Source organism: Robiginitalea biformata HTCC2501 (assembly GCF_000024125.1).
GTDB lineage: Bacteria > Bacteroidota > Bacteroidia > Flavobacteriales > Flavobacteriaceae > Robiginitalea > Robiginitalea biformata.
On sequence record NC_013222.1, the window covers coordinates 1,092,567 to 1,113,107 of the forward strand.

20 protein-coding genes are annotated in these 20,541 nt (G+C 57.0%); 9 read left to right on the top strand and 11 right to left on the bottom strand.

Annotated elements, in window-relative coordinates:
* Window positions 1–88 precede the first annotated feature (88 nt).
* Window positions 89–955: a YitT family protein gene (locus RB2501_RS04865; RefSeq protein WP_015753640.1), complete on the top strand. Its 867-nt coding sequence runs from the start codon at window positions 89–91 to the stop codon at window positions 953–955.
* Between the two features lie 50 nt (window positions 956–1,005).
* Here the strand turns inward: RB2501_RS04865 and RB2501_RS04870 are convergent, their stop codons facing one another.
* The 5 genes from RB2501_RS04870 to RB2501_RS04890 all read right to left on the bottom strand — a co-directional run bounded on the left by RB2501_RS04870 (window position 1,006) and on the right by RB2501_RS04890 (window position 4,527).
* Window positions 1,006–1,728 (bottom strand): TonB family protein, encoded by a 723-nt coding sequence (locus RB2501_RS04870; RefSeq protein ID WP_015753641.1) that lies wholly within the window; start codon window positions 1,726–1,728, stop codon window positions 1,006–1,008.
* A gap of 88 nt (window positions 1,729–1,816) precedes the next feature.
* Window positions 1,817–2,527 (bottom strand): tRNA pseudouridine(55) synthase TruB, encoded by a 711-nt coding sequence (truB, locus tag RB2501_RS04875; RefSeq protein ID WP_015753642.1) that lies wholly within the window; start codon window positions 2,525–2,527, stop codon window positions 1,817–1,819.
* A gap of 24 nt (window positions 2,528–2,551) precedes the next feature.
* Window positions 2,552–3,352 carry an undecaprenyl-diphosphate phosphatase gene (locus RB2501_RS04880; protein WP_015753643.1) on the bottom strand — a complete coding sequence of 267 codons (801 nt, stop codon included), beginning with the start codon at window positions 3,350–3,352 and terminating at the stop codon, window positions 2,552–2,554.
* Window positions 3,353–3,357: 5 nt separating this feature from the next.
* Window positions 3,358–3,630, bottom strand: a complete 273-nt coding sequence (locus RB2501_RS04885; protein WP_015753644.1) for a DUF3098 domain-containing protein — start codon at window positions 3,628–3,630, stop codon at window positions 3,358–3,360.
* Between the two features lie 18 nt (window positions 3,631–3,648).
* Window positions 3,649–4,527: a cell division protein FtsX gene (locus tag RB2501_RS04890; protein ID WP_015753645.1), complete on the bottom strand. Its 879-nt coding sequence runs from the start codon at window positions 4,525–4,527 to the stop codon at window positions 3,649–3,651.
* 182 nt (window positions 4,528–4,709) lie between these two features.
* Between RB2501_RS04890 and leuS the strand changes: the two genes are divergently transcribed.
* From leuS to RB2501_RS04905, 3 genes are all read left to right on the top strand, one after another.
* On the top strand, window positions 4,710–7,547 hold the full coding sequence (gene leuS / locus RB2501_RS04895) for a leucine--tRNA ligase (protein ID WP_015753647.1): 2,838 nt from the start codon (window positions 4,710–4,712) through the stop codon (window positions 7,545–7,547).
* A gap of 171 nt (window positions 7,548–7,718) precedes the next feature.
* Window positions 7,719–8,822: an alanine dehydrogenase gene (gene ald / locus RB2501_RS04900; RefSeq protein WP_015753648.1), complete on the top strand. Its 1,104-nt coding sequence runs from the start codon at window positions 7,719–7,721 to the stop codon at window positions 8,820–8,822.
* A gap of 113 nt (window positions 8,823–8,935) precedes the next feature.
* The gene (locus tag RB2501_RS04905) at window positions 8,936–9,631 is read left to right on the top strand and encodes a zinc metallopeptidase (protein WP_041326998.1); all 696 of its coding nucleotides are present in this window, start codon (window positions 8,936–8,938) and stop codon (window positions 9,629–9,631) included.
* A gap of 10 nt (window positions 9,632–9,641) precedes the next feature.
* On the opposite strand, the gene RB2501_RS04910 is transcribed toward RB2501_RS04905, so the two are convergent.
* Both RB2501_RS04910 and RB2501_RS04915 read right to left on the bottom strand, forming a co-directional pair.
* A complete protein-coding gene (locus RB2501_RS04910) occupies window positions 9,642–10,112 on the bottom strand; it encodes an Lrp/AsnC ligand binding domain-containing protein (RefSeq protein ID WP_015753650.1) in 471 nt (156 codons plus the stop codon).
* Between the two features lie 80 nt (window positions 10,113–10,192).
* Window positions 10,193–11,566, bottom strand: coding sequence for a saccharopine dehydrogenase family protein (locus tag RB2501_RS04915; protein WP_015753651.1), 1,374 nt, complete (start codon window positions 11,564–11,566; stop codon window positions 10,193–10,195).
* Between the two features lie 75 nt (window positions 11,567–11,641).
* On the opposite strand from RB2501_RS04915, the gene RB2501_RS04920 reads away from it, so the two are divergent.
* Together RB2501_RS04920 and pckA are read left to right on the top strand one after the other, a co-directional pair.
* Window positions 11,642–12,031, top strand: coding sequence for a DUF423 domain-containing protein (locus RB2501_RS04920; protein ID WP_015753652.1), 390 nt, complete (start codon window positions 11,642–11,644; stop codon window positions 12,029–12,031).
* Window positions 12,032–12,096: 65 nt separating this feature from the next.
* Window positions 12,097–13,713: a phosphoenolpyruvate carboxykinase (ATP) gene (gene pckA, locus RB2501_RS04925; protein WP_015753653.1), complete on the top strand. Its 1,617-nt coding sequence runs from the start codon at window positions 12,097–12,099 to the stop codon at window positions 13,711–13,713.
* 128 nt (window positions 13,714–13,841) lie between these two features.
* Here pckA and RB2501_RS04930 read toward each other — a convergent pair whose 3' ends face one another.
* From RB2501_RS04930 to RB2501_RS04940, 3 genes are read right to left on the bottom strand one after another with little or no spacing between them, the layout of a single operon-like run.
* On the bottom strand, window positions 13,842–14,588 hold the full coding sequence (locus tag RB2501_RS04930; RefSeq protein ID WP_015753654.1) for a uroporphyrinogen-III synthase: 747 nt from the start codon (window positions 14,586–14,588) through the stop codon (window positions 13,842–13,844).
* A 4-nt stretch (window positions 14,589–14,592) separates the two neighbouring features.
* Window positions 14,593–15,249, bottom strand: a complete 657-nt coding sequence (locus RB2501_RS04935) for a DUF4271 domain-containing protein (protein WP_015753655.1) — start codon at window positions 15,247–15,249, stop codon at window positions 14,593–14,595.
* Window positions 15,249–16,916, bottom strand: coding sequence for an ArnT family glycosyltransferase (locus RB2501_RS04940; RefSeq protein ID WP_041327507.1), 1,668 nt, complete (start codon window positions 16,914–16,916; stop codon window positions 15,249–15,251). The genes RB2501_RS04935 and RB2501_RS04940 overlap by 1 nt, the downstream gene beginning before the upstream one ends.
* A 127-nt stretch (window positions 16,917–17,043) precedes the next feature.
* Between RB2501_RS04940 and RB2501_RS04945 the strand changes: the two genes are divergently transcribed.
* Genes RB2501_RS04945 through RB2501_RS04955 form a run of 3 tightly spaced genes read left to right on the top strand, consistent with a single transcriptional unit; the run spans window position 17,044 to window position 19,505 of the window.
* Window positions 17,044–17,772, top strand: coding sequence for a polyprenol monophosphomannose synthase (locus RB2501_RS04945; protein ID WP_041327510.1), 729 nt, complete (start codon window positions 17,044–17,046; stop codon window positions 17,770–17,772).
* Entirely contained in the window at window positions 17,773–19,107 is a 1,335-nt protein-coding gene (locus tag RB2501_RS04950; protein WP_015753658.1) for a dihydroorotase, read from the top strand. It begins immediately after the preceding gene.
* Complete coding sequence (locus tag RB2501_RS04955; protein WP_015753659.1) at window positions 19,104–19,505, top strand: DUF4296 domain-containing protein; 402 nt, start codon at window positions 19,104–19,106, stop codon at window positions 19,503–19,505. The genes RB2501_RS04950 and RB2501_RS04955 overlap by 4 nt, the downstream gene beginning before the upstream one ends.
* On the opposite strand, the gene RB2501_RS04960 is transcribed toward RB2501_RS04955, so the two are convergent.
* Window positions 19,502–20,509, bottom strand: a complete 1,008-nt coding sequence (locus RB2501_RS04960) for an NAD-dependent epimerase/dehydratase family protein (protein ID WP_015753660.1) — start codon at window positions 20,507–20,509, stop codon at window positions 19,502–19,504. The two genes, RB2501_RS04955 and RB2501_RS04960, sit on opposite strands and share 4 nt — an antisense overlap.
* Window positions 20,510–20,541: the final 32 nt, after the last annotated feature.

A 20,541-nucleotide genomic window follows, 5' to 3' on the forward strand; every position in this document is an offset into this window, starting at 1 on the left:
TACTCCGGGTTGCAGAAAAGACCCGCCGTGTATCCATTTAACGGCCCGCCAGTGTAAATTCGCGACGCAGTCCAAACCCGCAACCGCCATGAAACAACGCAGCCGCACCGCCCGGAATATCCTGATAGACACCTTTTACATCGTGCTGGGGATTGCCTCGGCCGCCTTCGGCCTGGAAAGTTTCCTGTTGCCCAACCGGTTTATCGACGGGGGCGCCACAGGGATCTCCCTGTTGATCTCCAGCGTGGCGGACGCACCCCTCGCCCTGCTCATCGTTTTGGTAAATATCCCATTCCTGGTCTTCGGATACCGGGTGGTGGGACGGGGTTTTGTGCTGCGGGCCGCCCTGGCCATCCTGGGCCTGGCCGTCTCCCTGACCCTGTTCGAGTACCCGGAAGTGACGGACGACCCGTTGCTCGTTTCCGTGTTTGGCGGTTTTTTCCTCGGGGCGGGGATCGGCCTGTCCATCCGGGGAGGCGGCGTGCTGGACGGCACCGAAGTCCTGGCCATCTACCTGAGTAAGAAACTGCGGGTGAAAATCGGGGATGTAATCGTGATGATCAATATCGTGATTTTTGTCGCGGCCGCCTACCTGCTCTCCCTGGAAGCGGCCCTCTATTCGATGCTCACCTACCTGGCGGCATCCAAAACGCTCGATTTTGTGGTAGACGGGGTGGAGGAATATCACGGGGTGACGATCATTTCGGAGAAAAGCGACGCAATCCGCGAAATGCTTATCGAGAAACTCGGGCGCGGGGTGACCCTGTTACCCGCCCGGGGCGGTTACCGGGTTAGCGGAGGCCACCGGAGCTACGAGGCGGTGTTTTCGGTGATCACGCGATTGGAAATCAGCAGGTTGTATCGTGAACTGGATGAAATTGACCCCGGGGCCTTTGTGGTGATGCACCGTATTAGCGATACGCGGGGCGGGATGATCAAGAAACGCCGGCTCTAGCTTGTTGCCGGAGGGTCTGCGGCGGGGCCGATCCGGGCCTGCAAGCGAACTTATTTGCTGATAAAGAGATAGGTAATCGAGCCCTTCTGCCCGTCCCGGGTGGCCGGGCTGAAACGCGCCCGTTGCGCATAGGCGATCGCATTCTCCACCAGGCAGCCATTCGATGTGGAGGAACTGTTCGCGTTGAAGTGTGCATCGGTGACATACCCCTGGCGGTCCACTTCGATGTTGACCACCACTTTACCCCCTTCGATACAGGTGTAGATGGGGGGCGGCAACTCATAGGCATTGCGGTCTACCAGGGAATAGGAGATGGAAGTCCGCTTGTCCTTCAGGTAATTCGTGTACTCTTTTTTTACAGCCTCCTTTTCCCCCAGCAACTCCCGGGAAGCTTCCCGTTTTTGTGCGAGTTCCCTGAGGTGATCCGAAAATGCTGCGTTGTCTTCCGAAAGGTCGGAACCGGGGTCTGAGTCGGAGAGTTCCTGGCGCTCCTCGAGGATTTCCTGAAGGGTTTTCAGGGGTTCGGGATTGCCGAAACTGGGTTTCGCCGTCTCGTTAAAGGCCATGTGGCTTTCGACGTCGGCCTGCTGGGTCTCCTCCACCTCCTGCTCTTCCTCCACCAGGGTCTCCAGGTCTTCCTCGGAAAGGCTCATCTCGATTACGTACTCCTCGGCCTGTACGCTGCCCAGATGTATGTTGAACAGGGTCAATACCACGATTCCCAGCGTAAAGCCGGTAATGAGAAGCGATAATTGACTGCGGTTCAACTGCATAATCCTAATAACCCTTATTTCTGTATTTTATTTCATGCCGGCGCCGGATACTGCGGCCGCCGATGTTGTCCATGTGCCGTGTAACGGGTCAGACATCGAAGCCCTTTTCCCGAAATGCTTCCCGGAATGCGTCCGGGGTATGGGCTTTATTTACGGAATACGGACCCGTTTTGGTTCTTTTCAATGCAGAAAGATACGCCCCGGAACCCAGAAATTGCCCGAAATCATGGGCCAGGGAGCGGATATAGGTGCCTTTGCTGCAGGTGACGCGGAAATCCACTTCGGGCAGCGCAATCCGGGTCAGCTCAAAGGCATCGATCCGGACCACGCGGGTAGGGATATCCACTTGCTGGCCTTTCCTGGCGTACTCATAGAGCCGCTTGCCGTCTTTTTTAATCGCTGAAAAAACAGGGGGTTGTTGCCGGATTTCACCGGTAAAGGCCCGGGTTGCCTCCAAAAGGGCCTCCGGGGTAATATGTTCGGTGGGGTAGGTGCCTTCCGGGGGGGTCTCCAGGTCGTAGGACGCCGTGACTGCGCCCAATCGGATGGTCCCGGTATACTCCTTGGGCAGGCCCTGCAGGCCGGCAATTTGTTTCGTGGCCTTCCCCGTGCAGATCAACAGCAGGCCTGTGGCGAGCGGGTCCAGGGTCCCGGCGTGCCCCACCTTGATTTTCTTGAGGGAAAAAGCGCGCCGGAGCGTCCATTTAACAGCGTTCAGCGCCTGGAATGACGACCATTCGTACGGTTTGTCGATCAGCAGGACCTGACCGCTTAGGTAGGATTCTTTGCTAAATTCCAATTGTAGTTCTTTGGGGGTGCCGGGTTAACCGGCGAGCCAGGTTCCCAACCCGATGGCCAGGAGACCTGCCAGCAGGCAATATACGGCAAAATAGGTTAGTTTGCTGTTGCGGACCAGGCGGATCATCCAGGTGCATGCCAGCAGGCCCGAGAGGAACGCTGCCGCAAAACCGGCCGCAACGGGCACGGTATTCCCGCTTTCGAACACCAGGCCGCCGTCCAGGAGGTCCTTGGCGATTTTGCCCAGGATCAGGGGGACCACCATCAGGAAGGAAAAACGGGCAGCCTTCGATTTATCGACCCCCAGCAGGACGCTGGTGGCGATAGTGGCCCCGCTCCGCGAGATGCCGGGGAGCAGTGCCACGGCCTGCGCGATGCCGATTACAAAGGAATTGACGTATGAAACGGGCCGCTGGGTCTGCCGGGCCCTGTCTGCCAGGAAGAGGAGCAAGGCCGTAATCAGCAGCATACAGCCGACAAAGACGATGCTGCCCCCGAAAAACATTTCGAGTTGTTCCTCCAGAAAGAAACCGATCAGTGCAGCCGGGACCATGGACAGCACAATTTTCGCCGAAAACCGCGTGGCCTCGTTGTCGCGGAACTGGAAGAGCCCGCCCAGGATTTCAGCTACGTCCCGGCGATAGACCACCAGGGTGCTGAGGGCCGTGGCAAAATGCAGTACCACCGTAAAAAGCAGGCTTTCTTCAGGCAGGGAATCGTCGCCCAGGAGGGCCTTGCCGAGTTCCAGGTGGCCGCTGGATGATACGGGGAGGAATTCGGTGAGTCCCTGGATAATCCCGAGCAGGATGGCATCGATGAGCTCCAAGGATCCTAGCTGGATTTTTTCTTGTGGGGGTTCGCGAGAATCGCATAGACCTGAATCCCCAACCCGATCAGGACCAGGGTAGGCGCCAGGCGGATACGCCGGAAACTGAAGATTTCCGGGTTAAAGACGTTCGGGTCGTCGCTGCCCCCGCCCGCCATCAGGATATAGCCGAGGGCGATAAAGCCGAGGCCGACAGCCATGAGTATGTAGTTTCGCTTCTGGAATATAAACTCCCGCTTGGGCTTCTGGCTTTCCGGGGATTTGTGTTTTTTACTCATGCGACAAAGGTAATGAACCTAATAATATAAATCGTCCGTCCGCAGGTTCAGGAAGCGCTGCGTGGCAAAAAAGGTGCTGATTCCGGCAATGAATATGCCGAGCAGGAAAACGACCCCAAAGAGCAACCCGATTTGCGGGAGGTCGTCCAGCAGCCCCAGTTCCGGGAAGTTGCCGTCCAGGTAAACCAGCAGGCCGTAGAGTGCCAAAAGTGCCAGGCAGGCTCCGATCATCCCGAGTTTGACACTGGTGGCGATAAACGGCCGGCGGATAAAAGCCTTGGTGGCCCCCACCATTTGCATCGTCTTGATGATAAACCGGCGGGAATAGATCGAAAGCCGGATGGAGGAGTTGATGAGCAGCACGGCGATCAGCGTGAAAACCGCCGAGGCCACCAGGATGCCCAGCCCGATCCGCTGGACGTTTTCACTCAGCAATTCGATGGTGGGCCGGTCGTAGCTCACTTCTTCCACAAAAGATTTTTCCCCGATGACCCCGGCGATGGAATCGACCTGTACCGGGGAGACAAACGCGGCATTCAGCTGGACGTCAATGGAGTTTTTTAAGGGGTTGTACCCGAGGAATTCCATAAAATTCTCGCCGATCTCCTCGCTGTGCAATTCGGCGGCTTCCTCCTTGGATACGTACACGGCCGATTTGGTGTAATCCGCCATCACCAGGCTTTTTTGGAGCTGGTCAATTTCCACCTGTTTGGCGGAATCCCGGAAAAACACGGAAATCGTGATCTGTTCCTTGAAATGGTCGCCGAGTTTCTGGGTGTTGAGGACCAGCAGCCCGAGTATTCCCAGGAGGAAGAGCACGAGGCCGATGCTCAGAGTCACCGAAAAATAAGAGGATATCAGCTTCCGTTTCTGGTAGCGTTCAAAAGACTTGCTCATAGCGCTTGCTCAATGAATACCGGAACCGGCGGGCAGTTGTATCGGACGGGTTCCGGCAGGTCCGGACCCGGCGCCAGGCCCTGGCCCAATTCACCGTAAAAATAGGAAAGTAAACGGATTCCCCTTATTTTTGCGCAAATTAATGACCGGGGGTTCCGCCCCGGTTGGTTTACCCCTGAGACATGCAGTACAATTTTAAGGAAATCGAGTCCCGGTGGCAGCAATATTGGGCCGATAACCAGACGTTTCAAGCGGAGTTCCCTTCCGATAATCCCAAGTTCTATGCGCTGACGATGTTCCCGTATCCCTCGGGCGCGGGATTACATGTCGGCCACCCGCTGGGCTACATCGCCTGCGACATCTATTCGCGTTTCAAAAGGCACCAGGGTTACAACGTACTACAGCCCATGGGGTATGATTCCTTTGGGTTGCCGGCCGAACAATACGCCATCCAGACCGGCCAGCACCCGGCCATCACCACGGAGGCGAATATCGCCCGTTACAGGGAGCAGTTGGATGCCCTGGGATTCTCCTACGACTGGAGCCGCGAGGTGCGGACTTCGAACCCGGGGTACTACCGGTGGACCCAGTGGGTCTTTATGCAGCTTTTCGATTCCTGGTACGACCGGGAGACCGATAAGGCACGGCCCATCCGGGAGCTTGTCGATCGCTTTGAATCCGGGGGGAACGCCGCCGTGGATGCGGTATGCGATGCGGACACACCGGAATTTTCCGCGTCCGACTGGCAGGGTTTTGACCGGGCGGACCAACAGCGCATGCTGTTGAAGTACCGGCTTACCTACCTGGCCGAGGCAGAGGTAAACTGGTGCCCGGAATTGGGGACGGTACTCGCCAATGACGAAGTGGTCAACGGGGTATCCGAACGGGGGGGCTTCCCGGTGGTGCGCAAAAAGATGACCCAGTGGATGATGCGGATTACCGCCTATGCCCAGCGGCTGCTGGACGGGTTGGACGAAATTGACTGGCCCCAGCCCCTGAAGGATGCCCAGACAAACTGGATCGGCCGCTCGGTCGGGGCTTCGGTGATTTTTAAAACCGTGCCAAACGCCCATCAGGCCGAATCCTTCGACATTGAGGTATTCACCACCCGGCCCGATACGATCTTCGGGGTGAGCTTTATGACGCTGGCGCCCGAGCACGAGCTGGTGGGACGGATCACCACCCCGGAGCAGCAGGAGGAAGTGCAGGCGTATATCGAAGCCACTTCCCGCCGTTCGGAACGCGACCGCATGGCGGATGTGAAAACCGTATCCGGGGCCTTTACCGGGGCCTATGCGGCCCATCCCCTCACCGGGGAGCCCGTGCCGGTCTGGATCGGGGATTACGTGCTGGCAGGATACGGTACCGGGGCGGTGATGTCGGTGCCTTGCGGGGACCAGCGGGACTACGATTTTGCGAAACATTTCGAGCTGCCCATCCCGAATATCTTTGAGGGGGTGTCCCTGGAAGAGGGGGCTTATGAAGAGAAGGACGGGGTGGTGATTGCCCAATCCGGTTTTATCAGCGGCCTGGGGCGGGAAGCCGCCACCCGGAAGGTGGTCGACGCCCTGGAGGAAAAAGGCCTGGGCAGAGGGACCATCAACTACCGCCTGCGCGACGCGGTATTCAGCCGGCAGCGATACTGGGGGGAACCATTCCCCGTATACTACGACGCAGACGGGTTGCCCCGCCTGTTGCCGGAGCACTGCCTCCCTCTGGAACTGCCCGAAGTGGAAAAATACCTGCCCACGGAAACCGGGGAACCCCCACTGGGGAACGCCACCCGATGGGCCTGGGATACCGAAAAGGAAGCCGTGGTGGAGAATTCCCGGATAGACCGCAAAACCGTGTTCCCGCTGGAATTAAACACCATGCCGGGTTGGGCGGGAAGTTCCCAGTACTTCAACCGGTACATGGACCCGGGCAACGACCAGGCCCTGGTCTCTGAAGAAGCTATCGGCTATTGGGAGGACGTGGACCTGTACATAGGCGGAAGCGAACACGCCACGGGCCACCTGCTGTACTCGCGGTTCTGGCAAAAATTTATGTTCGATCGCGGCTGGGTGCCCAAAGACGAATATGCCCAAAAGCTGATCAACCAGGGGATGATCCTCGGCACGAGTGCGCTGATGTACCGCAAAAGCGGCACGCAGACATATCTCAGCAAAGGACTGGCGGATCGTGAAGCGACAGATGCCATACGCGTGGACGTCGGTCTGGTGAATGCATCCGATGCGCTGGACCTGGCTGGCCTGAAAGAGTGGCAGCCCCAATATGAAGACGCGGAATTTGTTGGGGAAGACGGGGAATTCTACGTGGATCGAGAAGTTGAGAAAATGTCCAAGTCCAAGTACAATGTCGTCAACCCGGACGAGATCTGCGAGGAGTACGGGGCGGATGCGCTGCGGATGTACGAGATGTTCCTCGGGCCCCTGGAACAGTCCAAACCCTGGAACACGGCCGGCCTTAGCGGGGTGTATGGTTTTCTGAAAAAATTCTGGCGCCTTTTCCACCAGGGGCCGGACCGCACCTTTGAGGTATTGGATGACACGCCCTCCGCGGCAGACCTGAAAACGCTGCACAAGACCATCAAAAAGGTAACCGAGGACATCGAGGCCTTCTCCTTCAACACGTCCGTCTCCACGTTTATGATTTGCGCCAACGAACTAACCGCGAGCAACTGCCGGTCTCGCGCCGTGCTGGAACCGCTGGTGGTGCTCATTGAGCCCTACGCGCCCCACATGGCCGAGGAACTCTGGCATCAATTGGGGCACTCGGAATCCGTGGCGCGGGAACCCTATCCGGTTTACGACGAGAAGTACCTGATAGAGAGCAGCAAGGAATACCCCATTTCCTTCAACGGTAAAATGCGCTTCACCCTGGAACTCCCCCTGGATATGAGCAAGGAGGAAATCGAAAAGACCGTGCTGGCCAACGAAAAAACCCGGCAGCAACTCGCGGGCCGGACCCCCAAAAAGGTCATCGTCGTGCCCGGCAAAATTGTCAACATCGTCGGATAGGGGTGTGTCGTTAATAATATTTAATAAATAGTTGTTACCCCCAAAAAAATAGGGGGTCAACATGAAAAACACTTGCTTTTTGACAGGCCAACCCCCTTGTTTTGTCGAAAAATTGGTTTGCATTCAATTTTTTACTACATCTTTGTTGTATAGCAACCAATCAAGCGACAAATGATTATCGGGATCCCAAAAGAGATTAAAAACAACGAGAGCCGGGTCGGGATGACGCCGGCCGGCGTCATGGAACTGGTCCACAACGGGCATACGGTACACGTGCAATCGGGTGCCGGGGCGGGAAGCGGTTTCTCGGACGATGATTACAAAAAAGTCGGGGCGCATATCCTGGATACCATCGGTCAGGTGTATACCCTGAGCGAGATGATCGTCAAGGTCAAGGAGCCTATCCGGGAGGAATACGACATGGTGCAGAAGGGCCAGGTGGTTTTCACCTATTTCCACTTCGCCTCCAGCCAGCGGCTCACCCAGGCGATGATCGACAGCCGGGCCGTTTGTATTGCCTATGAGACCGTCGAGGATTCGGACGGGACGCTGCCGCTGCTCACGCCCATGTCCGAGGTGGCCGGGCGGATGGCCATCCAGCAGGGGGCCAAATACCTGGAGAAGCCCAAGAAGGGACGCGGCGTGCTTCTGGGCGGGGTGCCCGGGGTGCCCCCGGGGCGGGTCCTCGTGCTCGGCGCCGGTACCGTGGGGATCCAGGCGGCCAAAATGGCAGCAGGCCTCGGGGCCCACGTAACCATGCTCGATATCAACATGAAACGGCTGCGGTACGTCAACGACGTAATGCCCAGCCATGTGGTCACCGAATATTCCAATGAATACAACATCCGCAAGCATATCCGGACGCACGACCTCATCGTGGGCGGCGTCCTCCTCAAGGGGGCCCGGGCCCCGAAGCTCATCACCCGGGACATGCTTCGCTGCATGCGGCCGGGGACGGTCATTGTGGACGTGGCCGTAGACCAGGGGGGCTGTGTGGAGACTACCCGGCCCACTACCCACGAGAACCCGGAATATATTGTCGACGACGTGGTGCATTACTGCGTCGCGAACATGCCGGGAGCGGTACCCTATACGTCCACTCTGGCGTTGACCAACGTTACCCTCCCCTATGTGCTGAACCTGGCCAACAAAGGCTGGGAGGCCGCCTGTGCCGCCGATGCATCCCTGAAAAAAGGGCTGAATATCGTAGATGGGCAGGTAGTCTATTCGGAAATCAGCGAGGCCTTCGACCTGAGTGCCCGTGTCCTGGTCTGACAGTACATTCTGTCAGTTTTAACCCATTTGGAATTGCAATGCGCGGATCCGGCTGGTATGGCCGGATTTTTGCTGTAGAAGTGATACATTTAGAACATTAAAGTTACAAGACCATGATGGGATATTATATACTGATCGGCGCCATTGCCCTGGTGAGCTGGCTGGTCAGCAATAAACTGAAATCAAAATTCCGCCATTATTCCAAGGTGCAATTGCGCAATGGGATGAGCGGGGCCGAAATTGCGGAAAAGATGCTGGCGGACCACGGTATCCGGGATGTTAAGGTGGTGAGTGCTTCCGGGATGCTCACCGACCACTACAACCCGAGGAACAAGACGGTGAACCTGAGCGAGGGCGTCTATAGCCAGCGAAATGCTGCCGCTGCCGCAGTAGCCGCCCACGAATGCGGACACGCCGTCCAGCATGCCCAGGCCTATGAGTGGCTGACGTTGCGTTCCCGCCTGGTCCCCGTGGTGAGTATCACTTCCGGGCTGTCCATGTGGGTGGTGTTTGGCGGGTTGATCCTGGGGGCCGCTTCGGGTGCCGGGATGGGCTTTTACATCGCCGTGGCGGGCCTGATTATGATGGGCCTGGCTACGCTGTTCAGCTTTATCACCCTCCCTGTGGAATACGATGCCAGTAACCGCGCACTCGCCTGGCTGAAACAAAAAAACATGGTTACCCCGGACGAGTACAAAGGATCCGAAGATGCCCTAAAATGGGCGGCGCGAACCTACCTGGTAGCAGCCATCGGTTCCCTGGCCACCCTGGTCTATTGGGGGCTGCAGGTATTTGGCGGAAGGGATTGAGGTATTACGGTCAGATACTGATCTGACGGTCGATTTGCTGATCCAGCGAAATGAAGGTCTCCGTTCGGGACACCCCTTCAATTTGCTGGATTTTTTTATTCAGCAGGTGCATGAGGTGTTCGTTGTCGCGGCAGAGTACCTTGATCAGGATGGACCAGTTGCCGGTGGTGTAATGGCATTCGAGCACTTCCGGGATTTTTTCGAGTTCCCGTACCGCATAGGGGTTGCTCATGGCCTTGTCCAGGAAAATGCCGATGTACGCCATGGTGGTATAGCCCAGCACCCGGGGGTTGATAACGAACTTGGAACCGGTGAGCAGGCCGGATTTTTCGAGTTTGCGAAGGCGCTGGTGGATGGCGGCACCCGAAATCCCGATATTCCGTGCAATTTCGAGTATGGGTTTCCGGGCATCCTCCATCAGGTATCTGAGGATTTTCTTGTCGATCCCGTCGATATGCAGGTTCCCATTGGTAGATTTCATGCGCCTACAGGTGTTGGAACCTTAAAGATACCATAATTATACAGAGTGCATGTGTCCAACCGCGGGTAGGGCACCCGGCCTCAGCTAGCCACCGAATCCGGATTGTATCCCAAATAGGGGACATCGTACTCCCGGAAGGCGATGCCGTTTGCCGCCAGTTCTGCCAGTACGGGCTCGTAAATACCGGGGTCTTTCGGGATCTGCACCCCGGGGGTATCATAGGTGCCCTCCAGGATCAGCAGGGTGGCCATCGCCACGGGCAGCCCGACCGTCTTGGACATGGCTGTCAGGCGCTTGTTTTCCCCGAGCACCACCATATTCGAGTCGAGTTGGTGCTTCCTGCCATCCAGCTGGTAGCCAAATTTATGGTACATGACGATCATATCCCGGTCGTCGGGCCCCAGCGTCCAGCTGGCCTCCAGGATTTCCTGCAGGATCTGGGCCGGCGTTGCATTCTCCAGGGTGATGGTTCGGTCCCGGTCAAAGAGGTGGATCTCCAGCAGCTTGCCCCAGATGATATCGTCCTGATCGATTTTCAGGTAGTGCCGGAGTTTGAGTTCCACCGAATCCGTAGGGGAATAGGGAAGGAACAGGTTCGTAAAATCCCGGTAGGACATCCCCCGGGAATTTTCAATCCGGTAGCTGTCGTCGGTCATGCCGAGCTGCACAAAGATGTTCCACGCGCGGGAGAACCCCACCCGCCGCATGGTCCCCCGGTAGAGCGTGAGGGCATCCTGCAGGCCGTAATCTTCCCGGTAGCTGAGGGAGTCCCGGTTTGCGTAGGCCTCGAATGTGCCGTACCCTTCGATTTCAAGAAATTCGGTCCGCCGGAAAAGTTTGTGGTACGGGATGTACTTGTAGGTGCCTTCCTGCTTGAATTTGGCCGCACCCCCCTGGCCCGCCACTACCACATTTCGGGGATTCCAGGTAAATTTGTAGTTCCAGAGGTTTGTATCGCTCTGGGGGGAGACCAACCCGCCGGTAAAAGATTCGAACAGGAGGATTTTGCCCCCCCGGGATTTGATCCGGTCGATGACCTGCATGGCGCTCATGTGGTCGATGCCGGGGTCCAGGCCAATCTCGTTCATAAAAACGAGGCCTTTTTTGCGAACTTCGGAATCCAGTTCCCGCATTTGCGGGCTGATATACGAGGCGGTGACCAGGTGCTTCCCGAATTCCAGGCAATCCCGGGCAATGTCGATATGCAGGGCGGCCGGAAGCATGGAAATAACGATATCAGACGCGCCGACCGCTTTGCGGCGCGCTTCCGCCCGGGCGATGTCCAGGGAGACTATTTCGGTTCTGGGATGATCGCTCACCGCTTTGGGGAGCTGATCGGGGTGTTTATCGGCAATCACCAGCCGGAGGTCTTTTTCGCCAGACTTGCCGAGGAGGTAATGCAGCAGGTAGGATGAGGATTTGCCAGCCCCAACCACCAGGATTTGTTTTGACATGAGAATCTGTTTGGTGTTTGAGAAATACGAAGGTATCAAATTGTTACATTTGTAAAAAAATAGCGAGGTATAGTTGTGAACAAAACAATTGTTATTGCCGGGGCGGCCCTCGGACTCACAGGCGTGGCCCTGGGCGCCCTGGGCGCGCACGCACTCCGGGAGCAGTTGGAACCCGTCGCCCTGGAGAGTTTTCAGACGGGTGTCCGGTACCAAATGTACCACGCCCTCTTTCTCTTGTTTCTCGGGGTGGAGCGCACCCTGGGGGAAGGAACGCGAAAATGGACTTTCCGGTTTATCCTGGGCGGCACCCTCTGCTTTTCATTTTCGATCTACCTGCTGAGCACTTCGGGGATCACCGGCTGGGATTTCAGTTCCATCGGCTGGGTAACCCCGGTAGGGGGGCTCCTCCTCCTTACAGGCTGGGGATTACTGCTTTACCGAGTTTTCCGGTTAACCGGCAGATAAGTTTTCTGCCCTTAGCCGGGCACCTTACATTTGCAATGAATTAAACTAACATAAATTCAATTTCTATGAGTACATCCACCTCGCAGACGAAATCGATTTCGTTGAAAGCGTACGGAATTACCTCAGACACGGTACACTATCAATTGCCGGCAGACGAATTGCACCGAATCACCATTGAAAAAGGCATGGGACGGGAAGCGGATTCCGGAGCGCTTGCAGTGGAAACAGGCGAGTTTACGGGCCGCTCCCCCAAGGACCGCTTTATCGTAAAAGACGACATCACCGCGGACCGGGTATGGTGGGGGGATATCAATATTCCGTTTGAACCTGCGGCCTTTGACCGGCTCTACGACAAAGTAGTCAGTTACCTGAGCGACCGGGAGGTGTATGTGCGGGATTGTTTTGCATGCGCGGACCCGGAATACCGGATGGGAATCCGCGTGGTCAACGAGTACCCGTGGTCCAACCTTTTTGTATACAACATGTTTATCCGACCGGAGGCCGGGGAACTCAAGGGGTTCGACCCGGAGTGGACGGTAATCAATGCCCCTGGTTTTAAGGCCGACCCGGCGGTGGACGGGACGCGGCAGCACAATTTTGCCATACTGAATTTCAGCCGCAAGGTGGCGTTGATCGGCGGAACAGGGTATACCGGGGAAATCAAGAAGGGAATTTTTTCGGCATTGAATTTTATCCTCCCGGTTTTCCGGGATACGCTGCCCATGCACTGCTCGGCAAACGTGGGGGAATCCGGGGAAACTGCCATCTTTTTTGGCCTGTCCGGCACGGGAAAGACCACCCTGTCAACGGATCCCACGCGGAAGCTCATCGGGGATGACGAGCACGGATGGACCCCGGACAACAAGATCTTTAATTTTGAAGGGGGTTGTTATGCCAAGGTCATCAACCTCTCTTCGGAAAGCGAGCCCGAAATCTACCAGGCCATCCGGAAAGGGGCCATCCTGGAGAACGTCCGGCTCAACCCGGACGGTGAGGTCGATTACTCGGATACGAGCATTACCCAGAACACCCGCGTGAGCTATCCGATTCACCACATTGAGAACCGGCAGGAACCCTCTGTGGGAAAGAATCCCCGGCACATCTTTTTCCTGACCGCCGATGCCTTTGGGGTGATCCCGCCCATCTCCCGGCTCACACCGGCCCAGGCTGCCTACCATTTTATATCGGGTTATACGGCCAAGGTGGCGGGTACCGAAGCGGGTGTGGACGAACCGGTCCCTTCGTTTTCCGCCTGTTTCGGGGCACCTTTTATGCCGCTGCACCCAACGGTGTATGCCGAGATGCTCAGCCGGAAGATGCAGGAGGCCGGCACAAATGTCTGGTTGGTGAATACCGGCTGGACAGGTGGGCCATACGGGGTTGGTAGCCGGATGAAGCTCAAGTATACCCGGGCGATGATCCACGCGGCCCTGAGTGGCCAGTTGGGGCTGTACACCTATGATACCTACCACATTCACTCCGTATTTGGGGTAGCCCAGCCGCGTAAGTGCCCGGGGGTGCCCACGGAGGTCCTGAGTCCGCGGGCTACCTGGAACGACGATAAAGCCTATTACACGATGGCCTTCAAGCTCACAAATGCCTTCCGGGAAAACTTCAAGAAATTTGAGCAGTACGCCACAGAGGAAATCCGCCGGGGCGGGCCGCAGCGATACGCATTTTGACCCTTCCTCCGCCCGGGAGGCAGGAAGGCGGTGCCTGCCGCTTCCCAATGAGAAATCACTGCAATAAAAAAAGGCTGCCAAAACCGGCAGCCTTTATTGTTTCGGGGTATTGCTGAATACAGCCCGGCTTATTTCTTGTTGACGTCGTTGATATACTTCTGGAGGGCCATCGTCATGGACGGGGTTTCGGGCGTCGGGGCCTTGATGTCGATGCGGAGCCCTGCGTCCGTGGCGGCATTGATGGTGGAGTTGCCGAAGACAGCGATCCGGGTGTTGTTCTGTTCAAAGTCCGGGAAGTTCTTCAGCAGGGATTCAATGCCCGACGGGCTGAAGAACACCAGGATGTCGTAGTAGACATTCCTCAGGTCCGACAGGTCGCTGATTACGGTGCGGTAAAAGATGCCGCGGGTCCAGTTGATGCCGGCCTGGTCCAGGGTTTCCGGCACCTGGGGCTTAAGCACATCCGAAGAGGGCAGCAGGTACACCTCGTCCTTGTATTTCTTGAAAAGCGGGAGCAGGTCTACGAAATTGCGCTTCCCGACATAGATTTTCCGCTTGCGGTAAACCACGTATTTCTGGAGGTAATAAGCCACCGCCTCGGACTGGCAGAAGTACTTCATAGTATCCGGCACCTTAAAGCGCATTTCCTCTGCAATCCGGAAAAAATGGTCTACGGAATTCCGGCTTGTCAGGATGATGGCCGTGTACTTGGAAATATCGATCTTTTGCTGTCGGACGGCTTTGGCATCTACCCCTTCCACATGGATAAACGGTCTGAAATCTACTTTAACTTTTTCCTTTTCAATGAGCCTGGAATACGGGCTATTCTCCATTTTTGGTTCCGGTTGTGAAACCAGAATCGTCTTTACCTTCATAGAATCAAGCTTTTAGCAATCCTGAGATGATTAGAAAGGGGGAAATTTCAAGTGCGCAAAGGTACAAAATAAAATAGAAAAACTGCGATGCTATTACCTTTTGATGAATTTTCAGCACGGAGATCCAACCGATGGCATTAATGGTTATTAACAGGAATAATCCGATGCCTGCAACCACCTGGGACTGGGGGGTCAGGTAGGTGAGCAGCAGGTTGGCGGCAAATAGTATCAGGGCGCTGTAATTCAGATAACTCAGCTTGCTGAAGACCATGGATGCCGCCAGTTGCTCCGACTCAAACAGGTAGCCAGCAAGGAGTTGCGCCCCGACTTTCAGCAGCGTAAAAACCAGGAGGCCCCCGAGGATCACCGGGAAGATGAAGCGGGTACCCCACCGCATTTCCCCATCGAAGGCCAACCCGGCCAGGTAGGCAAACAGGGCCAGGTTCAGGAGTTGGAACACACACATGGCGATGTGGAAACCGCTCAGCAGGCGCCCCTTTTTGTTGTAGAGCACCACGTATTTATTGTTAAAGGGCAGGATGATAAAATTCTCGAAGCGGCTGTAGAACATACTGCGGGCGAATACCAGGGCAATCAGCCCGAGGAGGAGCAGGGCCGTGATCCAGTCATTCGAAGCGATATACCGTTCGACAGGTTCCATCAGCGATCGACTTTTTGGCTGTTCCCATTGAGTCCGAATACCAGGCCCGGCACCCCGGCAACCGCGCGGATATATGTAGGTGCTTCCCCCTTGTGGTCCTGATACCGGAACCGGAACGATACGCTGTCGGCCGGCGCCAGCATCTCGGGGAGGCTGTTGGTGTCATCCGGCCGGACACCGACGATGGACTGGGTTTCCTTATAGGGATCCATCAGGGCGATCCCGAATTTGAGCCCGGCCAGGGGAACCGGCCGGGCGTATGGGTTGTACAACCAGAAAGTACCGGTGTCCCCGGGGCGATAGGCGTTTTCCGGCCGCGTCCCCGCCTCGAGTTTGCGGTAAGAGGTAAACGGGTCCAGGAAGGTGCCGTATTTTTTTTCGCCTGCCTGGTCGGTGTAGTAATAGGGCGTCTCCCGGTCGATTACCCGGATAAAAAATACCCGCCGGCCCTGTACCCGGGCTTCGGAATCGTCGATGGAGTACTGGTTCTTCCGGTAATAGGCGTTGTTCAGGCTAAAGGCCGTCTCCCCGGAGTAAAAACGGTACATGGAAGCCTGGCGGTAGGAGTTTTCGAACACCACCGGATTCCCGTCGGCCACTTCCTGCAGGCTGGCCACCCAGGCTTTGTTCCCGTGGGCTTCAAAAGGCACCGGGAACAGGGGTTCATAGGCCAGGCCGATACGGAGGAAAAGCAGTACGGCGATGTTGGCGATGGAGGCCCGGGCGACCCATTTGCCTGTGGCCGGGTGTGTCAACAGGGTTTCCGCTACCAGAACGGCCATCGGGATGCAGGCGGCGATGAGCCACTGGGTCTGAATACGGCGCTGGAAACTGGAGAAGAGGAAGAACAGGAAGATTCCCCAGGCCACAAATTTCAGGGAGCGGCGAAACGTATCGGTGGGTCGGTATTTCCAAAGGCTCAGGTAGGCCCATGGGAAGGTCAGGCCGAACAGGGCGATGAGGTTTAAAAAATACCCGGCGGTAAATTTCGAAAAGCTGTACGGTTGGTTGGGCCGCTCAAAGAGGTGGTAACGCACGGAGACGAATTCCTGCTCGTAGAGCCAGTAGAGGTGCGGAAAGTAGGCCAGCAGGGAAACCGCCAGGGCGAGCCAGGCATACCCGGACCTCAGGAGCTTCAGGTTGGATAGCAGCACAAAGAGTATCACCAGGGCCGCGTGGTACTTACTGTACATCAGGGCGGCCATCACGAGCCCCAGGCCCACTGCAGGGACCATTCCCGGACTTCTCAGGAAATACCGGTAGGCCAGCAGGAAGAGGGCCGTAAAGAACAGCAGGGGGGTATCCGGCAGGCTCAGAAAGCCGTAGGCGTGCAACAGCGTAATGGAGAGAAACCAAAGCAGCACCCGGGCGGGGTTTTCGCGTTTCCCGGGGGCATCGATGAGCAACCAGAGGAGGAACAGGGTCCCGACACCCATCAACACGCTGACCACCCGTACGCCGAGTTCCCCGGGGATCAGGTTGCTTCCCAGGGCAATCATCCAGGCCACCATGGGCGGGTGGTCGAAATACCCCCAGGAGATATTTTGGGCATAGTACCAGTAATAGGCCTCGTCGTAAAGCAATTCGGTAAAAGCGGCCTGTGCCAGATTGAGGAGGAGCAGGCACCCTAGAAAAGCCGGCACTAGCCTGGGAGTCGTTTGGTTCATCGGCATGGAGGTTCGGCCAAAGTTACAAAATATGGGCAACGGCCCCGGCGGGCCGAACCCACAAAATTCCGGCCGTGTTGTCCCCGCGCCTCTAAAATTGGTATTTTTGCCCAAAACCCGGGATTCCATGACTGACGGGCTGGTGATTATCCCCACCTACAACGAAATAGAGAATGTCGAAGCGATCGTCCGGGCTGTATTCGGTCTGCCGAAGCCTTACGATGTGCTGATCGTGGACGATGCTTCCCCGGACGGTACGGCCGGTAAAGTCCGCGAAATGCAAGCCGAGTTCCCGGGGCGTCTGCACCTGGAAGAGCGGCAGGGGAAAGCGGGCCTGGGAACAGCCTATATCCACGGATTTAAATGGGCCCTCAAAAGGGACTACGCCTATATCTTTGAGATGGATGCGGATTTTTCCCACCGTCCCGGGGACCTGCCCCGCCTGCATCGGGCCTGCCTGGACGGTGCGGATATGGCCATTGGCTCTCGGTATAAAAAGGGGGTGAATGTGGTGAACTGGCCGCTCCACCGGGTACTGCTGTCTTACGGGGCTTCCTTCTACGTCAAATTGATCACCGGGATGAAAGTGGACGACCCCACGGCAGGGTTTATCTGTTACCACCGCCGGGTACTCGAAGCCATCGACCTGGACCAGGTGCGTTTTGTCGGATACGCCTTCCAGATAGAGATGAAGTTCCGCGCATACCTGCGGAAATTCCAAATTCAGGAAGTGTCTATCGTGTTTACGGACCGGGAGCGCGGACAGTCCAAAATGAGCAAGACCATCGTCTGGGAAGCCGTGTTCGGCGTGATCAGCATGAAGGTCCGGAGCCTGTTTAGAAAGAACGGATTATAGATGAAGAAATACCTCCTTACCAACGTCCGCATGGTCAACGAAGGCCGGATCACCGAGGGTGACCTGCTGATCCACGGACCCTATATCGAACGCATCGGCCCGCAGATCACTGCCGGGGGTGCTACGATTATCGACATGCGGGGGGCCTGGCTGCTGCCCGGCCTGATCGACGATCAGGTGCATTTTCGCGAACCCGGCCTGACCCATAAGGGGGACATCGCCTCGGAGAGCCGCGCAGCGGTTGCCGGGGGGATCACTTCTTTTATGGAACAGCCCAATACGGTGCCCCAGACCACCACCCTGGAAAAACTCGAGGAGAAGTTTGCCCTTGCCCGGGCCTCCTCCCATGCCAATTACAGCTTCCTATTCGGGGGTACGAACGACAACCTGGAGGAACTCAAGCGGCTCGACCCGAAAAGCTGTTCGGGCGTCAAGTTATTCCTGGGGTCTTCTACCGGGAATATGCTCGTGGATGACGAAAAAGTGCTGGAACAGATCTTCCGCAATACGGACATGGTCATTTCCGCCCATTGCGAGGACGAAGAGACGATCCGCAAAAACCTTGCGTATTACAAGGAGCAATACGGGGACGACATCCCTGTGGAACTCCACCCGATCATCCGCAGCGAAGAGGCCTGCTACCTCTCATCCTCGCGGGCGATTGAGCTCGCCAGGAAAACCGGGGCCCGCCTGCATGTCTTCCACCTGTCCACCGGGCGCGAAACCGACCTGTTCCGCAACGACATCCCGCTCTCGGAGAAGCAGATCACGGCCGAGGTGTGCATCCACCACCTCTGGTTTTCCTCCGACGATTACCGGGACAAGGGCACGCTGATCAAATGGAACCCCGCAGTCAAATCGACCCAGGACCGCTCCCGGTTATGGGAAGCACTGCTGGACGACCGCATCGATATCATTGCCACCGACCACGCGCCCCATACGCTGGAAGAAAAGAAAAACCCGTATACCTCCGCCCCATCCGGGGGGCCGCTCGTACAGCACGCTCTGCCGGCCCTGATGGAGAAAGTCCTGGACGGCAGGATTTCGATCGGGAAGGTGGTGGAAAAAATGTGCCACAACCCGGCCATCCTGTTCGACATCGATCGCAGGGGCTACCTGCGCGAAGGGTATTACGCCGACCTGGCGGCCGTTGCAGAAGACGACCCCTGGCGGGTAGGCCCGGCCAATATCCTGTACAAATGCGGCTGGTCGCCCTTTGAGGGTCAGCCATTCCGGACCCGGGTTATGTATACGTTCGTGAATGGGCACCCGGCCTATGAATTGGGCAGGGTTTCTGAAAAGCGAAACGCCAGAAGACTTACATTCAACCGATGATGCGCTACCTCTTTCCCATCTTATTGTTGATCTTGTTGCCCGGCTGCAGGCAGGAACTTGTCGAGAAACCCGATAACCTGATACCTCCGGAGCGCATGAGTGCCATCCTCTACGACCTGGCCATCATGGAAGCCATTGACGGGACCTACCGGGGAACCCTGGATCGAAACGGAATCGAGCCCGTTACCTGGGTCTATGAAAAACACGGGGTGGACAGCCTGCAATTTGCCAAAAGCGATTTCTACTATGCCTCCCGGCCCGCAGCCTATGAACGCATCTACCAGGAAGTGGCCGACCGCCTGTCGCGGGAACGCGACAGTATCGGGGAGGTAATCCGGAAGGGCAATGAGGCGGGCAGGGAAGCCGTTTCCGGGAAGTCTGAGAAGGATTCCCTTTAACTATTGGCCGTTTCGCGGTAATGCCTGCCGCAAATTTCCAGGATATCCCGGATGTCTGTGAACTGAAAGCCCCCGAGGGTTTTCAGGATTTTCCCGTTGTCGAATTGCTTCGGGTTCCTGAATGATCGGATTTGCGCCCCGGTGAGCCTGCGCTTACGCCCGGAAATATGCGACGCCAGCCAATCCAGTGGCCTCAGGAAGTTCATCTGCCAGTATTTCAGGGGTTTCTCAGGTGCCCGGACCTCTAGCACCCCGGCGATTTGACCAAGGATCTCCCGATAGGAGAGGTTGTTGCCCACCAACAGGTATCGGTTGTTGAAATGCCCGCCGTCCATGAGCAATATCATGGCGCGGACTACATCGCCGACCCCGACAAAGCCCGTACCTCCGGGGGGATAGTAGCGCAGGCCATTCCCTGCTGCAGCAATCAGGCGCCCGCTGCCCGAGTCGTAGGATCCGGGACCCAGGACCACCCCGGGGTTGACGATGGCAACCTCCAGGCCTTCCTGCCCGCCCCGCCAGGCCTCCATCTCCGCCAGGTATTTACTGGTGGCATAGACGTTCGTGCGCTGCGGGTCCCAGGGGTCTTCCTCCTTGCCGGATCCCAACTTGCCCCCGATGGTGGCAATTGAGCTGACGTGGCAGAGCTGTTTGATCCCGAGCCCCAGACAGCAGTTTACCACATTGCGGGTCCCCTCGAAGTTTGTTTTCAGGAGTTGGTTCCGGTCCGACGGGTCGAAGGAGATCAGCCCGGCACAGTGGTAGACGCGGCTGGCCCCGGCCAGGGCGGCTTCCAGGGCCGGCAGGTCCGAGAGTTCCGCTTCCACCCATTGGATGGCGTCCCAGGCCATGGCCAGTTCCGGGCCGTACCAGGCAAAGAGCCTGCGTACCCGCTGCAGGTCGCTGCCGGCCCGGTGGATGGCCCGGACCGGGCGCCCGGCCCGGGCCAATTCCATCAGCAAATGACTCCCCACCAGACCCGTTCCGCCAGTCACTAAATCCATGCGCCTAAATTAGGGAATCTGCCCCGATATAT

Coding starts and splice junctions, on each gene's coding strand:
- RB2501_RS04940 (WP_041327507.1), bottom strand. CDS start 16,916: ATGAACCAAACGACTCCCAGGCTAGTGCCGGCTTTTCTAGGGTGCCTG.
- RB2501_RS04865 (WP_015753640.1), top strand. CDS start 89: ATGAAACAACGCAGCCGCACCGCCCGGAATATCCTGATAGACACCTTT.
- leuS (WP_015753647.1), top strand. CDS start 4,710: ATGCAGTACAATTTTAAGGAAATCGAGTCCCGGTGGCAGCAATATTGG.
- RB2501_RS04905 (WP_041326998.1), top strand. CDS start 8,936: ATGATGGGATATTATATACTGATCGGCGCCATTGCCCTGGTGAGCTGG.
- RB2501_RS04915 (WP_015753651.1), bottom strand. CDS start 11,566: ATGTCAAAACAAATCCTGGTGGTTGGGGCTGGCAAATCCTCATCCTAC.
- RB2501_RS04950 (WP_015753658.1), top strand. CDS start 17,773: ATGAAGAAATACCTCCTTACCAACGTCCGCATGGTCAACGAAGGCCGG.
- RB2501_RS04930 (WP_015753654.1), bottom strand. CDS start 14,588: ATGAAGGTAAAGACGATTCTGGTTTCACAACCGGAACCAAAAATGGAG.
- RB2501_RS04890 (WP_015753645.1), bottom strand. CDS start 4,527: ATGAGCAAGTCTTTTGAACGCTACCAGAAACGGAAGCTGATATCCTCT.
- RB2501_RS04935 (WP_015753655.1), bottom strand. CDS start 15,249: ATGGAACCTGTCGAACGGTATATCGCTTCGAATGACTGGATCACGGCC.
- ald (WP_015753648.1), top strand. CDS start 7,719: ATGATTATCGGGATCCCAAAAGAGATTAAAAACAACGAGAGCCGGGTC.
- RB2501_RS04945 (WP_041327510.1), top strand. CDS start 17,044: ATGACTGACGGGCTGGTGATTATCCCCACCTACAACGAAATAGAGAAT.
- RB2501_RS04955 (WP_015753659.1), top strand. CDS start 19,104: ATGATGCGCTACCTCTTTCCCATCTTATTGTTGATCTTGTTGCCCGGC.
- RB2501_RS04960 (WP_015753660.1), bottom strand. CDS start 20,509: ATGGATTTAGTGACTGGCGGAACGGGTCTGGTGGGGAGTCATTTGCTG.
- RB2501_RS04870 (WP_015753641.1), bottom strand. CDS start 1,728: ATGCAGTTGAACCGCAGTCAATTATCGCTTCTCATTACCGGCTTTACG.
- pckA (WP_015753653.1), top strand. CDS start 12,097: ATGAGTACATCCACCTCGCAGACGAAATCGATTTCGTTGAAAGCGTAC.
- RB2501_RS04910 (WP_015753650.1), bottom strand. CDS start 10,112: ATGAAATCTACCAATGGGAACCTGCATATCGACGGGATCGACAAGAAA.
- RB2501_RS04885 (WP_015753644.1), bottom strand. CDS start 3,630: ATGAGTAAAAAACACAAATCCCCGGAAAGCCAGAAGCCCAAGCGGGAG.